Here is a 22,443-nt window from a genome sequence, read left to right as displayed (position 1 = left end):
TTAGCCGACTATCGGCTCATAGCTAAAGTAGTCAAAATCCGCATAGCAGCCGTCGCCGCTGATATCCTCGCAGTGCAGGCCGACAAAAGCGCCGGTGAAGAACCCGCGCCCGCCGATGTAATCATCCGACAGCTTCCAGGCGGCATATTCCACCGGCACGGTGTGCCACTGCTCGCCGTCAAACGAGTAGCTGTAGCGATAGACAAGATGGTCGACATCAACCCGTAACCACACGCTCTGCGCGGCATCCGGGACCGCAATCGGATGTTCATGCAGCGGCCACGACGGCACGTTGTGGTCAAGCTGCAATACCTTAATGGTTCTGCCCTGCCCCTCTTCATAGTCAACGAAGCAGTAGCTCCAGTTTTTGCTGTTGTAATAGCAGGTTAAGCCGGCGCTCTGCTGAAAATTCTCCGGAGCAAACTCCATCCGCGTTTCGGCGCGGAAAGCAAAGTGCTGCCAGCGCCGGGCGACGGTGGACTGGGTGAACGTCGAGTTGAGCGAATCGTTGCCATACAGGCGCAGAAAACCTGGCCGGGCATGCAACGAGCCTAAAGTCTCGTCGAAGGGGATACGCAGCGTTTGCAGCTCCGGGTCGAGCGTCGGGCCGTTGAACTCTTCTCGCCAGCGCTCATCAGCCACGACACGGCTTTCGGCCATTTGCGGCCCCGGCACGTTCAGTTGCGCGTGTTTGCCCCCTTCCACCGACGGCCAGCCGTCGTGCCAGGCGATGCGCGCGATGCCGGTTTCCCGCCCCAGCGAGCAGTAGCCGCGCCCGCCGGAGGCCAGCAGCGGCACGCCGGGTAAGCGCTGCGGGCGGCTGGTGAGATAGGCCATATACCATTCGCCGGTGTGCGTCTCCAGCAGCGAACCGTGGCCGCTTTTCTGCAGCGGATTTTCCGGCAGATGCCAGCTGGTCATCAGCGTCCCGTCCGGGTGCAGTTCATACGGCCCGGCGATATTTTTCGCTCTCAGTACCACCACCGCATGTTCATAACTGGTGCCGCCTTCGGCCACCAGCAGATAGTACCAGCCCTCTTTATGGTACAGATGGGCCCCTTCGGTATAGCGCAGCGCCGTGCCGGTAAACAGGGTTTTTCGCGTCTTCGACAGGGTCTGCGTCTGCGGGAAATACTCCTGCAGGACGATCGTACAGTGCGGGTCACTGTGGTGACGCGGCCCCCACGGCCGGTAAATATAGTATTTACGTCCGTCCGAATCGTGAAACAGCGACGGGTCAAAGCCGCCGTTACCCATCGCTATCGGCTCACTCCACGGCCCTTCAATGGAGGGGGCGGTGACCAGATAGTTGCGACCGTTTTTCCACGGCGAATCGACGATTTTCACGTCGGTATACAGCAGCCAGAACAGCCCGTCGGCGTAGCTCAGGCACGGCGCCCAGATCCCGCCGGAGTCGGGGTTGCCTTTCATATCCAGCATCGATACGCGGTCCAGCGGCGTACTCACCAGCGACCAGTTTTTCAAATCCCGCGAGTGGTAAATGCGCACCCCCGGAAACCACTCGAAGGTGGACGTCGCGATGTAGTAATCCTCGCCCTGGCGGCACATTGACGGGTCCGGGTTAAACCCGGTCAGAACAGGGTTAGTAATCGTGTACATATTGCCTCCTGCTTAATGGGATGTCGCGGCAGCGGCGGCAGAAACATCCTCTTCCTGCTCCGCGCGATGTTGACGTAATTGCTGGCTGATGGCCTCCACCCGGGCATCGCTCAGTTTGTACAGTGAGAGCATGATGAACATGCCGACATAGAGCACCACCGGCACCACGCAGAACAGGATTTTGATGGTGGTTAATACCTCAACCGGCTGCACGCTGCTGCTGGCGGAGTAGTTCACGTAGGCCAGAATCCAGCCCACGACCGCGCCGCCGATGGCCAGGCCAATCTTCAGGCTGAACAGATAGGTGGAAAAAACCAGCCCGTCGAGACGTCGCCCGCTGCGGCTTTCTTCGTAATCCACCACGTCTGAGGCCATCAGCCATTGCAGCGGCGTGGTGGTGTTAAAGACGAACAGGAAGACGATGTTGAGCGCGAAAATCAGCGCGATATAGTCAGCCGGAGTGACGAAAATCAGCAGGCTAATCAGGGAGTAAATCACGATAATCGCTTTAAAGGCCTTCACCCGATCGAAGCGTCCCAGCAGGCGCGAAGAGGCCAGCGAACCGAACATGGTGGCGATGCTGCCGTAGAGCAGGAACTGCATCGCCATCTCCGGATGGTCCATCACGTATTTCACGAAGTAGAGCGTGGCCCCGCCGCGAACCACGTTGGAGCAGGTCGCCATCATTTTGAAAGCACACATGATGCGCCACTGGGTATTGCCGAACAGCAGCTTAAGATCTTTCGTTACCGATGCGCCCGGCTGCACATCGAAGGTGTAGCGCTCTTTGGTGGTGAAGAAGCACACGTACAGCAGCACCACGCCAATCAGCCCCAGCACGCACATCGCGCCAAAATAGCCTGTCTGTTCGTTGCCCTTGCCAATAAAGCCAACCAGCGGCAGCGCGATCCCGCTAATCGCCAGCGACCCGGCGGCGGCGAGGAAAAAGCGCCATGATTGCAGCGCATGGCGCTCTTTCGGATCTGCCGTAATCACCCCCGGCATCGCGCAGTAGGGGACGTTAACGAAGGTGTAGACCAGCGTCAGCAGAATGTAGGTCACGCTGGCATAGATAATTTTGCCCTGCGCGGAAAAGTCCGGCGTGTAGAAGGTCAGCATACAGACGATGCCGAACGGAATGGCGCCCCACAGCAGGAACGGGCGGAACTGACCGTAGCGGGTACGGGTGCGGTCCACCAGCAGCCCCATCAGCGGATCGGTGACGGCATCCAGCACGCGGGAAACCAAAAACAGCGTCCCCATAATACCGGCGGAGAGGCCAAACACATCGGTGTAGAAATAGGCCAGCAGAAACATCGTCGCCTGCCAGACGAAACCGCACGCGGTATCGCCCAGCCCGTAGCCGATTTTATCTTTCATGGTTAATTGCATATTTATCCCCAACCCCAATGAGTGGAATGGCGCAAAGGTCAGGGACCTGAAAAGGGAATACGTACCCGCTGCAACGTCAGGAAATCACCCATGATCCGTGTGCTTACTGTTCACGTTTTCGTGTTAATAGAGTGTAAGAAGATGTGCATTTTTACGGCAATGGCCATTTTTAATTTATGAATTATGTTTTTTGGTTTTTGTGATTGCCATCGTTATAAAAAAGGGAAGGTGATAATATTTTTTCGTCTTGATTTTTAAATGGTTATAAAAAATATAACATAGCCAAAAATGTATTTAACGCAGGCACAAAAAAGCCGTCCGCGGAATATTTCCGCAGACGACATTGAACCTGAAATTAATTAAATACCGAGTGCTTTTTTACCGGCGTTAATAACCTCGATAATTTTATCTGTGTCGTATATACAGCCTTTCCAGGTCCCGCCGCTGACCGATTGCAGCGCCGCCCACAGGCGGGTATCGTCGGGTAAAAAATCATGGGCGTGCAGATCGGGATGCGGCGCTCTTGCCGTCAGCTCCGCCGCCCCCTCTTGCGCCGTCAGCCGCTTTTGTGGCGTGCCGATGAAGTTGACGCTGCCGGTTAAAGCCAGACGGTCGACCACGATCTCAATGACATCGTTATCGCGCAGCTTGCCGATGGGCCCGCCCGCCAGCGCCTCCGGGGCGACGTGGCCGAAGCAGGCGCCGGTCGACACGCCGGAGAAACGGGCATCGGTGATCAGCGACACCGTCTTCCCCCATGAGACATGTTTCAGCGCCGAGGTCAGCTGATAGGTCTCTTCCATGCCGGTGCCGGACGGTCCGCCGCCGATCACCACCATAATATCGCCCCGCTCGATCTCGCCGTTTTTGATAGCCTTGATCGCCCGCTCCTCAGAGACAAATACCCGCGCCCGTCCGGTATGGCGATACACGCCGTCGTCGCCCACCACCGACGGATCGATCGCCGTGGCTTTGATCACCGATCCTTCCGGCGCAATATTGCCGACCGGGAAGGCGACCGTGGAAGTGAGGCCTTTGGCTTTCGCCCGCGCCGGCGGGAGGATCACATCATCCGGATCGACGCCGTCCTGTTGGCGCAGACACTGGCGGAATTTTTCACGCCGCTCGGAAGTCTGCCACCAGTCGAGGTTTTCCCCCACCGTCTGCCCAGTCACCGTCATCGCATCCAGATGCAGCAGGCCAAGATCGCGCAGGTGCAGCATCACTTCCGGCACTCCGCCGGCGAGGAAAGCCCGCACCGTCGGGTGGTAGTCCGGCCCGTTCGGCAACACGCTGACCAGCCGCGGGACGTTGCGGTTGACTCGCGTCCAGTGTGCGACATCAGGAATGGTGCACCCCGCCGCATGGGCGATGGCGGGGATGTGCAGCAGAAGGTTGGTCGAACCGCCGAACGCCGCGTGGATAACCATCGCATTTTCGATAGCCTTATCGGTCAGAATATCGCGCGTGGTAATGCCGCGATTATCCAGTTCGCTCACCGCCCGCGCCGACTGGCGAGAGATCTCCAGCCAGACGTCCTGTCCCGATGGCGCCAGCGCCGAATGCGGCAGCGCCAGGCCGAGCGCTTCCGCCACCACCTGCGAGGTGCCCGCCGTGCCTAAAAACTGGCAGCCGCCGCCCGGCGAAGCGCAGGCGCGACAGCCCAGTTCGGCGGCCTCCTGCAACGACAGCTCATGGTTGGCGTAGCGCGCGCCGATGGTCTGGACTTTACCGGCGTCTTCGCCGAAGGTCGGCGGCAGCGTCGCCCCGCCGGGCACCAGAATCGTCGGCAGATCATGCATCGCCGCCAGGGCGATCATCGTGGCCGGCAGGCCTTTATCACAGGTGGCGACACCGATCACCGCCCGGCGCGTCGGCAGCGAGCGGATCAGCCGCCGAAACACGATCGCCGCATCGTTGCGGTACGGCAGCGAGTCGAACATGCCGTGCGTACCCTGAGAGCGGCCATCGCACGGGTCGCTGACGAAGGCGGCGAAAGGAATCCCGCCGTTGCGGGTAATCTCTTTGGCTGCCGCCTGCATCTGCAGGCCAATTTCCCAGTGGCCGGTGTGGTAGCCCAGCGCTACCGGGCGGCCATCGCCGGCGCGAATCCCGCCCTGGGTGCCAATAATCAACACCTCTTTACCGGTGAGCTTGTTGGCGTCCCAGCCCATGCCGGCGTTTTGCGTCATCCCGAACAAATTGCCGCTCGGCGATTCCATCAGCATTTGCGGCGTCAGCGGCAGCGCCCCCTGCGGACCGGCTGCATGGGTGATGACCGCATAAAACGCATCATCCTGGGGAGTGAAAATCGTCTCTATTGCCATCTTCATTTTCCGGTTTAGCAGAGTCTGAGCTGCTGTAGCAGCGTTTTGAGCTGTCTCTTTTTCGCCTCATCCAGCGCAGAGGACGGGGGCAGCACATACGTGGAGATCGGCCGCCCGCACAGCACGATCGCCTCTTTAATCACATTCACAAACGGCGTATCCAGCTGGTACAACTGCGGGATCTGCAGCAGCGTCTGATGGTAGCGCCCGGCTTCCGCCAGGTTGCCGTCGCGGAAGGCCTGCAGCAGCTTCACCGAGATCTGCGGGGCAAAGTTACCGCTGGCCGAGATGGCCCCGTCGCCGCCCAGCAGCAGGGTGTTAAACAGGTGGTCATCGAAACCGCACAGCACCGCAAAGCGCGGGTGCGCCGGTTTCACCGTCTCAATCATGCTACGCAGATGAGCCACCGAGTCGATGGTGTCTTTGATGCCGACAATATTGCTGCGCGAGTCGGCGAGAGTTTTGACCAACGCGGGTGTGAGATCCTGGCCGGTCAAGGCCGGGAAGTTATACAGCATCACCGGCAGCGTGACGCTGTCGGCCACCTGCTGGAAGTAGTGAATCAGATTGGGCTCAGAGACTTTCCAGTAATAGGGGTTAATCACCACGATCCCGTCGGCGCCGGTCTGTTGCGCGTGCTGGCTGAGTTCGATGGTTTCCCGGGCGTTGGTGCCGCCGGTGCCAATCAGCACCGGCACCCGGCGGTCGACGTGGGCGATGGCGAAGGCGGCAATGGCTTTGCGCTCGCTGGCGTTGAGCTGCGAGAACTCCCCGCCGCTGCCGAGGAAGAACAGGCCATCGACGCCCGCAGCGATCATGTCGTCGATCAGCGCGGCGGTGCCCGGTTTATCGAACTGGCCATCGGCGGTAAAAATGGTGGAGACGGGCGGAATAATCCCCGAAAACTGCACGGTTTGCGGCATGAGATCTCCTTGCTGAATTACCTTGTTCTACATTATAGAACAGTGTTCTTTTATTTAATGACCATACTATGCCGCCGGCAAAGAGAAGGTAAATGGGGCGATGGACGCAAGTGCACGTTTTTCAGACTGGATCACAAAATGCTGCAACACCCTATCCGCGCGACAACCCGGCCCCCACCTCCCCCGGGTTACGCACCGGCACCGACTGACCGTGGCGGGTCCCTCCCCGGATGGCGGCCCCCCGGATGGCGGCGCCAGCGCCTTATCCGGGCTACCCTCCCACGTAGCCCCGGTAAGCGTAGCGCCACCGGGGAATATTAACGCTGCCCGCGGGAAATATTTCCACTGCCACCGAGTCCCCCCGGTGGCGGGAACCCCGGATGGCGGCGCCAGCGCCTTATCCGGGCTACCCTCCCACGTAGCCCCGGTCAGCGCAGCGCCACCGGGGGAGGTTTCTGGATTGCAGGAGACGCTGTATTCGCGATGCGGCCCGCATGGCAGGCGAAGGGCTGGGCGAGTGGAATGATCGAGGTGTTAGCCTGGTATGGACGCGTTTATGGCGCGGCACGTAAAGCGGAAAAAAACAGGCCACAGCGCGGTGTGGCCTGAAAGTGGATCAACGATTAGATTCCTGCCGTTTCCCGAATGTATTTTCGCGCTTTGAGGGCATATTCGAAGGGGTTAGCCAGCGCGGGATCCTGTTCGGCTTCAACCACCATCCAGCCTTTGTAGCCAAAATCATCCAGCAGTTTGAACACCGGACGGAAATCAATCACGCCATCGCCAGGCACGGTGAAGGTGCCCTTTTTCACGCCATCAAGGAACGACAGCCCTTCGCGACGGACCTGTTCAATCACCGGCGGACGTACGTCTTTCAGGTGCACGTGGTTGATACGCGGCAGGTATTTCTGGAGGATCGCCAGCATTGGCGCTTCGCCCCCTTCGGAATACCAGGCGTGTCCGGTGTCAAACAGCAGGAAGACGTTGTCATCGACCAGCGACATAAATTTGTCGATCTCTGCGGTGGTCTGGATACCGGTCCCCATATGATGGTGCAGGCACACCTGCATGCCCTTCCCGGCGGCCAGGCGCCCCAGCGTGTTGTAACCTTCGGCGACACGCTGCCACTCTTCCTCGCTAAAGCAGGGTTTTGCCTCGCCGATAATCGGTTTTTCCAGCCCCTGAATACTGCCGCTTTGCTCGGAGCAGCCAATCACTTTTGCCCCCATCGCATGCAGGAAATTCATGTGATTCACGAACTCATCGATGGTCTTTTCCCGCTGCCCGTTGGCAAAAAAGGTGCTGAACCAGGCATTGCAGATCTGAATGCCGCGAATATCCAGCATCGGCTTCAGCACCGCCGGATCGCGCGGATATTTGCTGCCCACTTCGCTGCCGCTAAACCCCGCCAGCGCCATTTCGCTGACAATCTGCTGAAAGGTATTTTCGCAGCCCAGCTCAGGCATATCATCGTTGGTCCAGCCAATCGGGGCGATGGCCAGCTTGACGTTATCTTGGTTCATAAGATTGCTCCTGCCGCCGCATCCTGGTGACGCGGCGATTTATCTTCGAGAGGTTTATGCCCGTCGCGACCGGCCGGTTTGCCGGACGGCGCGCGAGCGTTGACCGTTGCGTAAGCAGAGTGTCGATTAGCGCTGGTAGAACGCCGGGCACTCGGGCAGCGTCACCGCGACCGGTTCGCTGCTCTCCTGCGCCTGCAGGCAGGCATCGGCCGCGACGGAGGCCGCATAGCCGTCCCACGCCGACGGTCCCTGCAGCTGGCCGGCTTTCACATCATTGATAAAGGCCTGCAGCTCCACGTCGTAGGCTTTGATGAAACGATCTTTCCAGTCGGTGAGGATCGCGGTCGACAGGTTGGCGCTTTTACGCATCTGGATAGCCGACGGCTCCGGCAGACGGGCAATCCCCGTTTCCCCGACCACTTCGCACTGGATGTCGTAGCCGTACTGGCAGTTGACGAACACTTCGACGTCAATCAGGGTGCCTTTACGCGTTTCGAAGGAGACAATCTGCGGATCTCTCAGACGCGGATGGGTGTGGGAGGTGGAGCGCGGAAAGCGCACCTGTACCGAGCGATAGTCATCGTTGAGCAGCCAGCGCAGCACATCCAGCTCGTGGATCAGAGTGTTGGTGATCGCCATGTCGGTGGTGTAGTTCTCACCGACCGACTGGTTACGGTGCGCGCAATGCAGCATCAGCGGCGCGCCGATATCGCCATCATCAATGACTTTTTTCAGCGCCAGGTAGCCTTCATCGTAAGGGCGCATAAAGCCGACCTGCACCAGCCGACGGCCTGCTTTCATTTCCGCATCGACAATGCGACGGCAGCCTTCCGCGCTCATCGCCAGCGGTTTCTCGCAGAACACCGGTTTGCCGGCGGCGATCGCCGCGAGGGTATACTCTTCGTGCGTCGGATCCCACGAAGTAACAAGGATAGCGTCGACATCGCTGGACTGGATAACATCGTGGCCGTCGGTGTAGATTTCCGCCTGCACGCCCGGCAGCGCCACCGCCGCACGCGCGCTCTCCACATTGATATCGGACACCGCCACCACGGTGGCGCCCTGTAAGACCTGGGTGCAACGACGGATATGTTCTTTACCGATGGCGCCAGCGCCGATGACACCTAATTTGAGTGACATAGTGGTTTTCTCCGTGATTCTGTAGAGTTCAAGGTGAGTATTCTGTTTTAGTAATCGCGCGCTTCGGCGCGTTTTTCATTAATCATTTCAGCAACTTTACGAATACGTTCTGACAAGGCCGTTTGGGCGACGCCGACGTTCCACCAGCTGCCGTAGGAATGCACCATGGTCTTCGGCAGCACTTTAATATCAATCAGCGTGCTGACCGTCTCGCGGCGCGCGGCCTCCAGGGCGTGACGCAGCTCACTCAGGGTAGTGACGCGCCAGGTTTTACAGCCATAGCCCGCCGCAATGGTGGCGAAATCGACCGGCATCAGGCCGCCCCGCAGCTGCCCGTTCTCCGCTGAGCGATAGCGAAACTCGGTGCCGAAGCTGCCCATACCGTGACCAATCTGCAGGTTGTTGATACAGCCGTTGGCCATATTGTCGAGCAGTACAACGTTGATCTTCGCCTGCTCCTGCAACGAGGTCACCAGCTCAGAGTGCAGCATCATGAAAGAGCCGTCTCCGACCAGGGAATAGACTTCGCTGTGCGGCTGCGCCAGCTTCACGCCCAGCGCGGCATTCACTTCATAGCCCATGCAGGAGTAGCCGTACTCTACGTGATAGGTGTTGGGCGCCCGGTTGCGCCAGACGCGCTGTAGATCCCCAGGCAAGCTGCCCGCCGCCGCCACAATCACCGCATCCGCCGCGAGCGTCTCATTGAGTACCCCCAGCACGCTGCTCTGGGTCAGCGTGGAGTCGGTTATCTGGCGAAATTCCCGGTACACCGACTCGCGATCGAGGGCATCATCGATTTCAGGGACAAAAGCCTTTTCCTGCCAGACGGCCTGATAGACGCGCTGAGTCTCTTGCAGCTGGCGGCTCTGAGCGCTGTCGATCTGCGCGCCCCAGCCCGCCTGCCAGCCTTCGTCGGCCAGCGCGCTGTCCAGCGACGTCAGGGCTTCGCGGGCATCGGCCAGCAGCGGGATGCCGTCGAGTTTCCAGGCGTCGAAGTTGCTGACATTCACGTTCAGAAAGCGCACGCCGGGGTGCCGGAACAGCCATTTTGATGAGGTGGTGAAATCGCTAAAGCGGGTGCCGATACCGATAACCAAATCGGCCTCTTTCGCCAGCAGATTGGCGGCCAGGCAGCCGGTTTCCCCGACGCCGCCGACGTTCAGCGGATGCGAGGAGACCACCGCCCCTTTCCCGGCCTGGGTTTCGGCGAAGGGCACGCCATAACGTTCGGCGAAGCGGGACAACGCCTCGCCGGCACCGGCATATTTCACGCCGCCGCCGGAGATAATCAGCGGCTTACGGCTGGCTTTAATGGCCGCGACCGCATCCGCCAACTGGGCGGCGCTGGCCGGGCGGCGATCGAGCCGATGCACGCGGCGCGCAAAGAAGGAAGCGGGATAATCCCAGGCCTCGCCCTGCACATCCTGCGGCAGACAGAGGGTCACGGCGCCGGTTTCCGCCGGATCGGTCAGCACGCGTATCGCATTAATGCAGGCGCTCATCAGCTGTTCCGGGCGCGTGATGCGGTCCCAGTATTTGCTGACGGCCCGGAAGGCGTCGTTGGTGCTGATGCTCAGGTCATAGCTCTGTTCAACCTGTTGCAGCACCGGGTCCGGCTGACGGGTAGCAAACACGTCGCCGGGCAGCAGCAGCAGAGGAATGCGGTTGGCGGTGGCCGTCGCGGCGGCGGTAATCATATTGGCCGCGCCCGGACCGACGGAGGAGGTGCAGGCGATGATCTGGCGGCGCAGAGACTGGCGGGCAAAACCGGTGGCGACATGCGCCATACCTTGTTCGTTGCGCCCCTGGTAGACCCGCATTTCGCCGCTGTCTTGTTCCAGCGCTTGGCCCAGCCCCAGCACGTTGCCGTGGCCGAAGATGGCGAAAATACCTTTTACGAATTTATGCTCTTCGCCATCGACTTCGAGAAACTGGTTATCAAGGAACTTCACCAGCGCCTGTGCCACTGTCAGTCTCAGTTTGCCCATCTTGCACAATCCTTATTTTCAGTATTTGTGTGTGGGTTAGCGCGTTTTCCCCGTGCTACACGCTTGTCACAGCTGCGGGAAATCGTTAACGTCCACTGGAATACCTCTGGATTATAGGCAAACATTTTTTTCATTAAATATAAATACAGAAAAAATATTTCATTTTGCGAGAGGGATCAAACTCTCTCCCTGTTTCACCCGTTTCACGCCCGTCAGCCGCCCCGCCCTCGGCCGCTCAGGGCGCATCGCCGCTTAAATATCCCTTTTAAAATCATGTATAAAGCAGGCTCTCACCGGACCATGTCGCACCAGGTGTCACCCGCGCCGCCGATCCTTTGCCGAACGGGGCCTGGCGCGGCAGAGTGGTAGATCCCTCACACTTTTGGTTTTTTAATTTCGATCTCATTTGCAAATGAAATATTTATTTCTCAAACTAGGAATAACCGTTCACCCTCAGGCTGTGTGTGGAGACCTTGTCGGCATTCCGACCCTTCCGTACAGCAGATATGTAAAAGGAAACCCTAGCTATGAATGCAGCAGTAAAGCGGCTCGACGTCATCTGTATTGGCCGGGTGGCTGTCGACCTCTATGCCCAGCAGATTGGCGCAAGGCTAGAAGATGTTGCCAGTTTCTCTAAATATCTGGGCGGATCTTCCGGCAACGTCGCCTTTGGCACCGCCATTCAGGGATTAAAATCTGCCATGCTGGCGCGCGTCGGCGATGAGCATAATGGCCGTTTTTTACGCGAAACGCTCAGCCGGGCCGGGGTCGATACCGAATACCTGATCACGGATAAACAACGTCTCACCGCGCTGGTGATGCTGGGAATTAAAGATCAGGAGACCTTCCCGCTCATTTTTTACCGTGATAATTGTGCCGATATGGCGCTGGTGCCTGAGGATATTAATGAGGAGTACATCGCCTCTTCCCGTGCGCTGGCGGTAACGGGCACCCACCTTTCTCATGCCAGCACCCGTGCGGCCGTATTGAAGGCGCTGGAGTACGCCCGCCGTCACGGCCTGCGCACCGCGCTGGATATCGATTATCGCCCGGTGCTGTGGGGATTGACCTCGCTGGGAGACGGTGAAACGCGTTTCATCGAATCCGGTCCGGTCACCAGTCAGCTTCAGGAAGTGCTCCATCTGTTCGATTTAGTGGTCGGGACAGAAGAGGAGTTCCATATCGCCGGCGGCAGCACCGATACGCTGACCGCGCTGAAAAATGTCCGCCATGCAACCAAAGCGACGCTGGTCTGCAAACGGGGTCCAATGGGCTGCGTGGTGCTGGAAGGCGATATTCCCGATAGCTGGGACGGCATTCCGCTCCAGCAGGGGGTGCGGGTCGATGTACTCAACGTGCTGGGCGCGGGGGATGCCTTTATGTCCGGTCTGCTGCGCGGCTGGCTGAATGACGAAGGCTGGGAGCAGGCCTGTCGCTACGCCAATGCCTGCGGCGCGCTGGTGGTTTCGCGTCACGGCTGTGCGCCGGCGATGCCGACCAAAGTCGAGCTGGATGATTATCTGCTGCGGGCGGAATCCGTCCCGCGTCCGGATATCGACGCGCGCTTAAACCATTTACACCGCGTCACCAGTCGCCGCCAGCCGTGGCCGGAACTGTGCATCTTCGCTTTTGATCATCGTAAACAGCTGGCCGATCTGGCCGATGAAACCGGGTGCGATCCGGCCTCTATTCCCCGCCTTAAGCTGTTGCTGCTGGCCGCCGCCGAAGCCGCCGCCAAAGAGGCGGGGCTGGAACAGCGGAGCGGTATTCTCGCCGACGGCACCTACGGTCAGAGCGCGCTGAACGCCATTACTGGCAAAGGCTGGTGGATTGGTCGTCCGGTCGAGCTGCCGGGTTCGCGCCCGCTGCGTCTGGAGCACGGCAACATTGGATCTCAGCTGATCGACTGGCCGCTGGAGCATGTGGTGAAATGCCTGGTCTTCTATCATCCGGCAGATCCGGCGCCGCTGCGCGCGGAGCAGGATGCATTGCTGCTGGAAGTCTGGCAGGCCTGCAACAAGTCCGGGCACGAGCTGCTGCTGGAGGTGATCCTGCCGGAAAACGGCCCGGATAAAGACGAGCGCCACTATCACACGATGCTGGAACATTTTTACCGGCTCGGCATTCAGCCAGACTGGTGGAAACTGCCGCCGCTCTCCGGCGCCAGTTGGGAAAAGATAGCTGACCTTATCGCGCGCGAAGATCCCTGGTGTCGCGGGATCCTGCTCCTCGGCCTCGATGCGCCGTCAGATCGGCTGCGCGCCGGGTTTGCCGAGGCCGCCAGCCACCCGATCATCAAAGGCTTCGCCGTCGGGCGCACCATCTTTGGCCAGCCTTCACGGCGCTGGATGGCGGGCGAGCTGAGCGATGAGGCGCTGATTGGCGAGGTGAAACGCAACTACCTGACGCTCATCGACTACTGGCGCGAAGCCCGCGGTTAACCGCGATAAAACCCGCCCGCATCTCCCGGTGCGGGTTTTTTTCTGTTTCTTCGTGAAATGAATCGCGTATTTCATCGCAAAAAATGAAAAATTCGCTTCATTTGGTACACTGGAAGTTATATTCCTTTCATTTTCTCAGAGCGCAATCTATGGCCAATAATCCGACCCAACTGACCATCCTGCAGGATGAAATCCGGCGTCGCTACGATACATTAAGCAAACGCTTAAAACAGGTGGCTCGCTATATTCTGGATAACAGTAATAGCGTCGCTTTCGACACCGTCGCCTCCATCGCCCAGCAGGCGGATGTCCCGCCATCGACGTTGATCCGTTTCGCCAATGCGTTCGGTTTTAGCGGCTTTAACGAAATGAAACAGATGTTCAGACAGCATCTGATGGAAGAGACCGCTAACTATACCGAACGCGCGCGCCTGTTCCGCCAGACCACCAATGATGAAACGTCGCCGCCGGAAACACCGACTGAAATTCTCAATATGTTCACCATGGTGAATACTCAGGCGCTGCAGCAGCTGGCGATGCAGACTTCTGGCGATGAGCTCGAGCGCGCGGTCGCTCTGCTGGCGGAGGCGGAGAATATCTATGTGATTGGTCTGCGCCGCTCGTTTAGCGTCGCCTCCTATTTGACCTATGCGCTGCGTCATCTTGACCGTAAAGCGTTTCTGATCGATGGCCTCGGCGGCATGTTCACCGAACAACTGAGCCTGGTGGGACCGAAAGATGTGGTGGTCGCCGTGAGCTTCTCGCCCTACGCGCGTGAAGTTGTCGAGCTGGTTGAGCTGGGCGCCCAGCGCAAAGCGCGGCAGATTGCGATTACCGACAGCCAGGTCAGTCCACTCGCGGCCTTCAGCGATGTCTGCTTTGTGGTTCGTGAAGCGCAGGTTGACGGTTTCCGCTCCCAGGTGGCCTCTCTGTGCCTGGCCCAGACGCTGGCCGTTTCACTGGCGCTGAGCAGCAGCAATGAACCGCAAGTCCAGCAGAGCCACGCCTGACCCCGCCCCCTCTCCCGGATGGCGGCGCCAGCGCCTTATCCGGGCTACCGTCCCACGTAGCCCCGGTAAGCGCAGCGCCACCGGGGAATATTAACGCTGCCTGCGAGAGAATATTAACGGTGCCCGCGGGAGAATATTAACGGTGCCCGCGGGGGAACATTTCCACCGCCGGGTAACTCCCCGGATGGCGGCGCCAGCGCCTTATCCGGGCTACTCTCCCACGTAGCCCCGGTAAGCGCAGCGCCACCGGGGAATATTAACGCTGCCTGCGGGAGAATATTAACGGTGCCCGCGGGGGAACATTTCCGCCACCGGGTAACCCCCCGGATGGCGGCGCCTGCGCCTTATCCGGGCTACCCTCCCATGTAGCCCCGGTAAGCGCAGCGCCACCGGGGAATATTACCGGGTGGCCACCGGGGAACAGCAGCAGACAAAAAGGGCCGCTAAGCACGAGCTTAGCGGCCCTGTTAACGCTTACGATGCGTCAGTCGTGACGAGGATAATCAAGACTATTGATCCACGCGTGGTCTTCTTCCCAGGTAAACAACCACTTGCGCTCCGGCCCGGCCATCACGTTCAGATAATAGCTGTCATATCCGGCAATCGCCGCGACCGGGTGATAGCCGCGCGGCACCATCACCACATCGTGGTTATAAGGCGCCATGCAGGCATCCAGGCTGCGGTCATCGGTATACACCCGCTGGAGGGCGAAGCCCTGCGGCGGATCGAAACGGTGATAGTAGGTCTCTTCCAGCTGGGTCTCTTTCCCCGGCTGCGGGGTATCGTGTTTATGCGACGGCCAGGAGCTGGTGGCGCCTTCGTCGGTATACACCTCCACCACCAGCAGACAGTCGGCCTGCGCATTATCCGGCAGAATATTATGCACAAGACGCTGGTTACGCCCTTTGCCACGATGCTCAACCCCCACATCCTGCGGACGAATCACCCGCGCCGGCAGCGTCCCTTTACCCGGCGCGCTGCACACCGCCAGTTCAAGGTCAGAATCCGCCGTCACCTGCACCTTATCCTGCGGCGGGACGTACACCGCCCACGGCGGCGTACGTTCAAACGGCGACATTCGCTGGCCCAGCCCCGGGAAATCGGCCTTCGTCGTTTTGACCGACGCCAGCCCGGCAACCAGCACCAGACACAGCTCGCGCTCGCCGCTTTCCAGCGTCATGCTCTGTCCTTTTTTCAGCATCCACACATCAAAACCGATATAGCGCCAGCCGGCGCTTTGCGGCGTGATGTGCTGGATCTGCCCCTCTTTTCCCGATTTAGCCAGTAACGACATGGCGTTCTCCTTCGCCGATTAACCTAATGTCGGCATGCTGAATTCAGATACGGTTTGCTGCCCTTCCGGCCAACGCACGGTGGCGGTTTTCATTCGGGTGTAGAAGCGCACGCCGTCAGGACCATGGACGTTGAGGGCGCCGAATACCGAGCGTTTCCAGCCGCCGAAGCTGTGGAAGGCCATCGGTACCGGAACCGGCACGTTCACCCCGACCATCCCGGCCTGGACATCATGCACGAACTCACGGGCGGTGTGCCCATTGCTGGTGAAAACGGCGCTGCCGTTGCCAAATTCATGGCTGTTCACCAACTCCAGCGCACTGCGATAGTCCGCCACGCGGACAATGCTCAGTACCGGTCCAAAAATCTCTTCCCGCCAGATGGTCATATCCGGCGTCACGTTGTCGAACAACGTACCGCCGACATAGTACCCGTCATCATAGCCTGGCACGCGCAGCTTACGCCCGTCGACGACCAGTTTCGCCCCTTCGCTGGCGCCTTTATCGATATAGCCCAGCACCTTTTTCTGATGGGTATCGGAAACCACCGGCCCCATTTCGTTCTCTTCGTTGCCGCGCATGCATCCCGGCCCGACTTTCAGCGCTTCCACCAGCGGCTTCAGACGCGCAATCAGCTTATCCGCCGTTTCATCGCCCACCGCGACCACCACCGGCAGCGCCATGCAGCGCTCGCCCGCGGAACCAAACGCGCCGCCCATAATCGCATTCACCGTGGCATCCAGATCCGCATCCGGCATCACAATCGCGTGGTTTTTCGCCGCGCCAAAAGCCTGCACGCGTTTGCCGTGGGCGCTGGCGGTTTTGTAGATATATTCGGCAACGCCGGAAGAGCCTACGAAGCTGACCGCCGCAATACGCGGATCGGTATACAGCTGCCCGGCATCGTCGTTGCTGCAATGGATAACGTTAAAGACGCCATCCGGCAGGCCCGCTTCCTTCAGCAGTTCAGCCAGGCGTACTGCGGCCGTCGGAGCCAGCGCCGGTGGTTTAAGGATGAAGCTGTTGCCGCAGGCCAGCGCCAGCGGGAACATCCACATCGGGACCATCGCCGGGAAGTTAAACGGCGTAATCCCCGCCACCACGCCCAGCGGCTGCATCAGCGAATAGCTGTCCACGCCAGTGCCGACGTCAGATGAGTATTCGCCTTTAATCAGATGCGGAATACCGCAAGCAAATTCAACCACTTCCAGACCACGGGTCAGTTCACCCAGTGCGTCCGACCAGACCTTACCGTGCTCGCTAACGATGATTCCCGCCAGCTCTTCAGCATGTTGCTCAAGCAGCATTTTAAAGTTAAACAGGACGCGGGCGCGGCGTAACGGCGTGGTGCGCGACCAGCTTTCAAACGCATCACGGGCAACCTGAATGGCATCAGAGACTTCCTGAGCGGTCGACAAAGTGACTTCGCGCACCACCTTGCCCGTCGCCGGGTCATACACCGGCATCGTTTCATTGCTGCTGCTGGTGACGGTTTTTCCGCCAATAAAGTTTCCTGTGATCGTCATCTTCTCGCCTCATGGTGTGGGAAGGCCAACGCTGCGGCCCTTTCCGATTTTGCTGTGCTATAACCGTAGTAAAATGAAACTTATATTTCAATATTGATATGGAATGAAATTCTATTTTGGTGATGACCGTCGCATTTCCCGGCTGCGGCGCTCACCCTTCGTCAAGAAATCATGCCCGATAAGATTCAGATACGACGGCCCCTGCACCCGATGCGACTCCGACAGCGAAAGTACGATTATTTGCGAAGCAGCTCAAAGATTCACCATTTCAGTCATTGCTAATTATGAAATAAATGTTTTGACTTACAGTCGGTCGAATAAACCCAACCTATGGTCATTCAGGAGAGCCGCATGGCTATCGCACTGCAACGTTTCTGCCTTAATCGCAAGATCGCCCCATCCCTGAGCATCGAGGCCTTTTTCCGTCTGGTGAACAGTCTTGGCCTGAATAAGGTCGAGCTGCGTAATGATTTACCCACTGGCAAGGTGACCGACGATCTGAGCCATCAGCAGGTGCGTGAGCTGGCCGACCGTTATCATATTGAGATTCTGACCATCAATGCGGTGTACCCGTTTAACCGCCGCACGGAGCAGGTGCGCGGCCTGGCCGAAGCGCTGTTGCAAGAGGCCAGGGCTATTGGCGCCAAATCGCTGGTCCTGTGCCCGCTCAACGATGGTAGCGAGGTGCCGGCCAGCGAAACCCTGAACGCGCTGCGCGATCTGTCGCCGCGGTTCTCGTTTTACGGCGTGCAGGGTCTGGTTGAACCGCTGGGTTTCCCGCAAAGCTCACTGCGCTCTGCCGCCCAGGCGCAGGCGCTTATCCGCGATGCGCAGGTACCGTTTAAGCTACTGATTGATACCTTCCACCACTATCTCTATCCGCAGGCAGATGCCGGGCTTAGCCAGGTGGATATCGCTGACATCGGTCTGGTGCACCTCTCCGGCGTGGAGGACGCCCGCCCACGGGAAAACCTGACCGACGACGAACGTATCATGCTGACGACAAAAGATCGGCTGCAAACCTGTGAGCAAATCCAGCGTCTCGAAGCCCGGGGTTATCGGGGCGTGTATGCGTTCGAACCGTTTGCGCCGGAGCTGGCATCCTGGAGCGAAGAGGATATCCGCCGCGAAACGGAACGGAGCATCGCGCTCATTCAACACCATTGCGCCTGAGAGAAATCAGCGCCACGCCAGGCGAATGCAGCGATTTCTCACCTCGGTTTGCGGCCAGTTTGCCTATAATCGACGCAGGATAAATGGAGGAATCGATCATGAGCTCACCTCTGCTGATTGCCCGCACGCGGGAAAAACAGCTGCATTTACTGCCGGGAATGGCCAACCGTCACGGCCTGATTACCGGCGCGACCGGCACCGGTAAAACCGTCACCCTGCAAAAACTGGCGGAGTCCTTTTCAGAAATCGGCGTGCCGGTCTTTATGGCCGATGTGAAAGGCGATCTGACCGGGATTGCCGCCGCGGGCCAAAACACGGAGAAACTGCAGGCGCGGCTGGAAAAAATCGGCGTTACCGACTGGCAGCCCCACGCTAACCCGGTGGTGGTGTGGGATATTTTCGCCGGGAAAGGCCATCCGGTCCGGGCGACGGTGTCCGACCTCGGGCCGCTGCTACTATCGCGATTACTCAATCTCAACGACGTCCAGTCCGGGGTGCTGAATATTATCTTTCGCATCGCCGACGATCGCGGTCTGCTGCTGCTCGACTTTAAGGATTTGCGCGCCATCACCCAGTTTATCGGCGATAACGCGAAAACCTTTCAAAACCAGTATGGCAACATCAGCAGCGCCTCGGTCGGCGCCATCCAGCGCGGCCTGCTGACCCTCGAGCAGCAAGGCGCGGAACACTTTTTCGGCGAGCCAATGCTTGATATTCAGGACTGGATGCGCCTCGATGAGCACGGCAAAGGGGTGATTAATATCCTCAGCGCCGAAAAGCTGTATCAGATGCCGAAACTCTACGCCGCCAGCCTGCTGTGGATGCTCTCGGAGCTCTACGAGCGCCTGCCGGAAGCGGGCGATCTCGAGAAGCCGAAGCTGGTCTTTTTCTTCGATGAAGCGCATCTGCTGTTTAACGATGCGCCTCAGGTGCTGCTGGACAAAATCGAGCAGGTGATCCGCCTGATTCGCTCCAAAGCCGTAGGGGTTTACTTCGTGTCGCAGAACCCGTCGGATATTCCCGATGCGGTTCTCGGCCAGTTGGGCAACCGCGTTCAGCACGCCCTGCGCGCCTTTACGCCGAAAGATCAGAAAGCGGTAAAAACCGCGGCGCAGACCATGCGCGCCAACCCGGCTTTCAGCACCGAACAGGCCATCCAGGAGCTGGGCACCGGCGAAGCGCTGATCTCCTTCCTCGATGAGAAAGGCAGCCCTTCGGTGGTTGAGCGCGCGATGGTCATCGCCCCCTGCTCACGAATGGGGCCGGTGACGGACGACGAGCGTAATGGCCTGATTAACCACTCCGCGCTGTACGGCAAATATGAAGAAGAAGTCGATCGCGAGTCCGCCTATGAAATGTTGCAAAAAGGCGTGCAGGTCGCTACGGAACAGCAGGCTTCGCCGCCGGTGAAAGGCCAGCAAAGCGGCGATGACGACGGGTTGCTCGGCGGGCTAAAAGATATTTTGTTCGGCACCACCGGTCCGCGCGGCGGCAAGCATGATGGTCTGGTACAAACGGCCGCTAAAAGCGCGGTTCGCCAGGTGACCAATCAACTGGTGCGGGGAATGCTGGGCAGTCTACTGGGAGGAAGACGCCGTTAGCACAATCCCTGCACGCTCCCGGCTTGCGGCGCGAGCGCCTTACCCAGGCTACAGGGCAACAGGGCGAAACGCTGAGGGTATCCAATAAAACGGCAGACACAAAAAACCCGGCATTGCTTGCGCCTGGCCGGGTTATCCGTATGACTACGCTTTTCTCATCATCAGCCAGAGGCTTATCAGGAAGAAGCTGGCGCTGGGCAGCAGCGCGCCGATAATCGGCGGGATGCCGTAGACCAGCGTCAGCGGGCCAAAAATCTGGTCCAGCACGTAGAAGATAAAGCCAAAGCTTATCCCGGTGACGACCCTGACCCCCATCGCCACGCTGCGCAGCGGGCCGAAGATAAACGACAGCGCCATCAGCATCATCACCGCCACCGACAGCGGCTGGAAGATTTTGCTCCACATGTTGAGCTGGTAGCGTCCCGGGTCCTGTCCGCTGGATTTCAGATAGGTCACGTAGTTATGCAGGCCGCTGATCGACAACGCATCCGGGTCCAGCGCCACCACCCCCAGCTTGTCGGGCGTCAGCCTGGTTTTCCAGGTGCCGCTGACCATCTGCGAACCGGTTATCTGTTTCGGATCGGTCAGGTCAGACTCATCGACCTGCGACAGGCGCCAGACTTTGTTGTCGTTGTCGAATTTCGCCGCTGCGGCGTAGCGCACGGTCTGCAAACGGCGCTGGTCGTTAAACGTGTAAATACTCACGCCGCCCAGTTCATCGTTCCCTTTCACCCGTTCGATATAGACGAAGTTATGCCCGTCTTTCGCCCACAGCCCCTGCTGAGTCGACAGCAGCGAACCGCCGTACATCTGCTGGGCGCGATAATTACGCGCCATCTGCTCGCCCTGCGGCGCCACCCATTCGCCGATCGCCATAGTCAGCAGAACCAGCGGGATCGCGGTTTTCATCACCGCCAGCGCCACCTGCAAACGGGTGAAGCCGGAAGCCTGCATCACCACCAGTTCGCTGCGCTGCGCCAGCATCCCCAGACCAAGCAGGGCGCCAAGCAGCGCCGCCATCGGGAAGAAAATCTGCACATCTTTTGGCACGCTGAGGATGGTATACAGCCCGGCGCCCAGCGCGTCGTAGCTGCCCTGGCCGGCTTTTTTCAACTGGTCGACAAACTTGATAATGCCCGAGAGCGACACCAGCATGAACAGCGTCATCATGATGGTGTTGAAAATCGTCTTACCGATATAACGGTCGAGTACGCCAAACGCCTGCATCACACCGCTCCTTTGTTAAAACGGGCACGGAAGCGGCGCATCGGCACCGTATCCCACAGGTTCAGCAGCACGGCCAGCGCGAAATAGAGCAGGTTAATCCCCCACATCCAGATCATCGGATCGATTTTACCTTTACCGCCGTTTGACTTAATCGAGGTTTGCAGCAGGAAGAAGACCAGATACAGCAGCATCGCCGGCAGCATCGACAGCACGCGGCCCTGACGCGGGTTCACCACGCTCAGCGGAACCACCATCAGCGCCATAATGAACACCGTCGCCACCAGCGTGAAGCGCCAGTGCAGCTCGGCGCGGGCGCGGTCGGTATCGGTGCGCCACAGCGTGCGCATGCCCATCTGCTCGGTGTCGTCAGGATCCGAGGCCACCGCCTGATGGCCAATAATGGCCTGGTAATTTTTAAAATCGGTGATGCGGAAATCGCGCAGCATCGCCGTACCTTCAAAGCGGGTGCCCTGGTTCATGGTCACCACCTGCGAGCCGTCTCTCTTCTGCGTCAGCTCGCCGGAATCGGCCACCACGACGGAAGGTCGCGCATTACCTTTCGGCCTCAGCTGCGCCAGGAAAACATCACGGAAGTGTTTGCCGTTAACGTTTTCAATAAACAGCACGGCGCTGCCGTCGCTGGCCTGCTGAAACTGGCCCTGGGCCAGCGCAGCCATGCCGGGGTTGGCTTTCGCTTCCGCCAGCACTTCGTCCTGATGACGGGATGACCAGGGGCCAGCCCACATCACGTTGACCGCCGCCACCGCGCCGGTAAACAGCGCGAGGATCATCGCCGCTTTCACCAGCACGGCCTTGCTCAGGCCGCAGGCATGCATCACCGTGATTTCACTTTCAGTATACAGTTTGCCCAGCGTCATCAGCAGCCCGAGGAATAAGCTCAGGGGCAGAATGAGCTGCGCCATTTCCGGTACGCCCAGGCCTAACAGCGAGAGCACCAGATTTGTCGGGATATCGCCATCCACCGCCGCGCCCAAGATCCTGACCAGTTTCTGGCAAAAGAAAATCAGTAACAGGATGAACAGGATCGCCAACTGGCTTTTCAGCGTCTCACGAACCAGATATCTTATGATTATCACTATAAATACGCCCGTTAAAACCTGTCTTTGCTCGTTATTCTTCACGTTCCAGGTGCGTTGACTGCACCCGCTCACCTCAGTCACATCGTTAGCTATGTTCCTGAGGGTTCACGGCCTTGCCGCCTTCCTGCAACGCGAATAATTTAGAGCACAGTTGCTGGAA

Annotated in this window: 15 protein-coding genes; 4 read left to right on the top strand and 11 right to left on the bottom strand. The window is 59.0% G+C overall.

What is annotated here, in order from left to right; translation table 11 throughout:
* The 7 genes from FNY10_RS16880 to iolD form a co-directional block, all read right to left on the bottom strand.
* Positions 1–1,620 (bottom strand): glycoside hydrolase family 43 protein, encoded by a 1,620-nt coding sequence (locus tag FNY10_RS16880; protein ID WP_160702435.1) that lies wholly within the window; start codon positions 1,618–1,620, stop codon positions 1–3.
* A gap of 12 nt (positions 1,621–1,632) precedes the next feature.
* Entirely contained in the window at positions 1,633–3,012 is a 1,380-nt protein-coding gene (locus FNY10_RS16875; protein WP_100685343.1) for a glycoside-pentoside-hexuronide (GPH):cation symporter, read from the bottom strand.
* A 359-nt stretch (positions 3,013–3,371) separates the two neighbouring features.
* Positions 3,372–5,339, bottom strand: coding sequence for a YjhG/YagF family D-xylonate dehydratase (locus tag FNY10_RS16870; RefSeq protein WP_160702437.1), 1,968 nt, complete (start codon positions 5,337–5,339; stop codon positions 3,372–3,374).
* A gap of 14 nt (positions 5,340–5,353) precedes the next feature.
* Positions 5,354–6,262 carry a dihydrodipicolinate synthase family protein gene (locus tag FNY10_RS16865; RefSeq protein ID WP_160702439.1) on the bottom strand — a complete coding sequence of 303 codons (909 nt, stop codon included), beginning with the start codon at positions 6,260–6,262 and terminating at the stop codon, positions 5,354–5,356.
* A gap of 623 nt (positions 6,263–6,885) precedes the next feature.
* Positions 6,886–7,785 (bottom strand): myo-inosose-2 dehydratase, encoded by a 900-nt coding sequence (gene iolE / locus FNY10_RS16860; protein ID WP_141965448.1) that lies wholly within the window; start codon positions 7,783–7,785, stop codon positions 6,886–6,888.
* A gap of 126 nt (positions 7,786–7,911) precedes the next feature.
* Positions 7,912–8,925, bottom strand: coding sequence for a Gfo/Idh/MocA family protein (locus FNY10_RS16855; protein WP_100685347.1), 1,014 nt, complete (start codon positions 8,923–8,925; stop codon positions 7,912–7,914).
* 47 nt (positions 8,926–8,972) lie between these two features.
* On the bottom strand, positions 8,973–10,913 hold the full coding sequence (gene iolD / locus FNY10_RS16850; protein ID WP_160702441.1) for a 3D-(3,5/4)-trihydroxycyclohexane-1,2-dione acylhydrolase (decyclizing): 1,941 nt from the start codon (positions 10,911–10,913) through the stop codon (positions 8,973–8,975).
* Between the two features lie 527 nt (positions 10,914–11,440).
* Here iolD and FNY10_RS16845 point away from each other — a divergent pair.
* Positions 11,441–13,354 carry a bifunctional 5-dehydro-2-deoxygluconokinase/5-dehydro-2-deoxyphosphogluconate aldolase gene (locus tag FNY10_RS16845; protein ID WP_160702443.1) on the top strand — a complete coding sequence of 638 codons (1,914 nt, stop codon included), beginning with the start codon at positions 11,441–11,443 and terminating at the stop codon, positions 13,352–13,354.
* Positions 13,355–13,503: 149 nt separating this feature from the next.
* Positions 13,504–14,364: a MurR/RpiR family transcriptional regulator gene (locus tag FNY10_RS16840; RefSeq protein WP_131049449.1), complete on the top strand. Its 861-nt coding sequence runs from the start codon at positions 13,504–13,506 to the stop codon at positions 14,362–14,364.
* A 484-nt stretch (positions 14,365–14,848) separates the two neighbouring features.
* Here the strand turns inward: FNY10_RS16840 and iolB are convergent, their stop codons facing one another.
* Both iolB and FNY10_RS16830 read right to left on the bottom strand, forming a co-directional pair.
* Entirely contained in the window at positions 14,849–15,658 is an 810-nt protein-coding gene (gene iolB, locus FNY10_RS16835) for a 5-deoxy-glucuronate isomerase (protein ID WP_160702445.1), read from the bottom strand.
* A gap of 18 nt (positions 15,659–15,676) precedes the next feature.
* Positions 15,677–17,182, bottom strand: a complete 1,506-nt coding sequence (locus FNY10_RS16830) for a CoA-acylating methylmalonate-semialdehyde dehydrogenase (protein WP_131049447.1) — start codon at positions 17,180–17,182, stop codon at positions 15,677–15,679.
* A gap of 351 nt (positions 17,183–17,533) precedes the next feature.
* Between FNY10_RS16830 and FNY10_RS16825 the strand changes: the two genes are divergently transcribed.
* Together FNY10_RS16825 and FNY10_RS16820 are read left to right on the top strand one after the other, a co-directional pair.
* Positions 17,534–18,355 carry a TIM barrel protein gene (locus FNY10_RS16825; RefSeq protein WP_131049446.1) on the top strand — a complete coding sequence of 274 codons (822 nt, stop codon included), beginning with the start codon at positions 17,534–17,536 and terminating at the stop codon, positions 18,353–18,355.
* 98 nt (positions 18,356–18,453) lie between these two features.
* A complete protein-coding gene (locus FNY10_RS16820) occupies positions 18,454–19,956 on the top strand; it encodes a helicase HerA-like C-terminal domain-containing protein (protein WP_100685355.1) in 1,503 nt (500 codons plus the stop codon).
* Positions 19,957–20,100: 144 nt separating this feature from the next.
* Here FNY10_RS16820 and lptG read toward each other — a convergent pair whose 3' ends face one another.
* Positions 20,101–21,183 carry an LPS export ABC transporter permease LptG gene (gene lptG, locus FNY10_RS16815; protein ID WP_100685356.1) on the bottom strand — a complete coding sequence of 361 codons (1,083 nt, stop codon included), beginning with the start codon at positions 21,181–21,183 and terminating at the stop codon, positions 20,101–20,103.
* Positions 21,183–22,280: an LPS export ABC transporter permease LptF gene (gene lptF / locus FNY10_RS16810; RefSeq protein ID WP_131049444.1), complete on the bottom strand. Its 1,098-nt coding sequence runs from the start codon at positions 22,278–22,280 to the stop codon at positions 21,183–21,185. Before lptF ends, lptG begins: the two co-directional genes overlap by 1 nt.
* Positions 22,281–22,443: the final 163 nt, after the last annotated feature.

The sequence above is a fragment of the Klebsiella sp. Lac1 genome, assembly GCF_009825425.1.
Taxonomy (GTDB): Bacteria; Pseudomonadota; Gammaproteobacteria; order Enterobacterales; family Enterobacteriaceae; genus Klebsiella; species Klebsiella electrica.
The sequence above is the reverse complement of the archived record's forward strand: the minus strand, read 5'-3'. Positions and strand labels throughout refer to the sequence as shown.

Coding starts and splice junctions, on each gene's coding strand:
- FNY10_RS16830 (WP_131049447.1), bottom strand. CDS start 17,182: ATGACGATCACAGGAAACTTTATTGGCGGAAAAACCGTCACCAGCAGC.
- iolD (WP_160702441.1), bottom strand. CDS start 10,913: ATGGGCAAACTGAGACTGACAGTGGCACAGGCGCTGGTGAAGTTCCTT.
- FNY10_RS16825 (WP_131049446.1), top strand. CDS start 17,534: ATGGCTATCGCACTGCAACGTTTCTGCCTTAATCGCAAGATCGCCCCA.
- lptG (WP_100685356.1), bottom strand. CDS start 21,183: ATGCAGGCGTTTGGCGTACTCGACCGTTATATCGGTAAGACGATTTTC.
- FNY10_RS16840 (WP_131049449.1), top strand. CDS start 13,504: ATGGCCAATAATCCGACCCAACTGACCATCCTGCAGGATGAAATCCGG.
- FNY10_RS16820 (WP_100685355.1), top strand. CDS start 18,454: ATGAGCTCACCTCTGCTGATTGCCCGCACGCGGGAAAAACAGCTGCAT.
- iolB (WP_160702445.1), bottom strand. CDS start 15,658: ATGTCGTTACTGGCTAAATCGGGAAAAGAGGGGCAGATCCAGCACATC.
- FNY10_RS16880 (WP_160702435.1), bottom strand. CDS start 1,620: ATGTACACGATTACTAACCCTGTTCTGACCGGGTTTAACCCGGACCCG.
- FNY10_RS16865 (WP_160702439.1), bottom strand. CDS start 6,262: ATGCCGCAAACCGTGCAGTTTTCGGGGATTATTCCGCCCGTCTCCACC.
- iolE (WP_141965448.1), bottom strand. CDS start 7,785: ATGAACCAAGATAACGTCAAGCTGGCCATCGCCCCGATTGGCTGGACC.
- FNY10_RS16875 (WP_100685343.1), bottom strand. CDS start 3,012: ATGCAATTAACCATGAAAGATAAAATCGGCTACGGGCTGGGCGATACC.
- FNY10_RS16855 (WP_100685347.1), bottom strand. CDS start 8,925: ATGTCACTCAAATTAGGTGTCATCGGCGCTGGCGCCATCGGTAAAGAA.
- FNY10_RS16845 (WP_160702443.1), top strand. CDS start 11,441: ATGAATGCAGCAGTAAAGCGGCTCGACGTCATCTGTATTGGCCGGGTG.
- FNY10_RS16870 (WP_160702437.1), bottom strand. CDS start 5,339: ATGGCAATAGAGACGATTTTCACTCCCCAGGATGATGCGTTTTATGCG.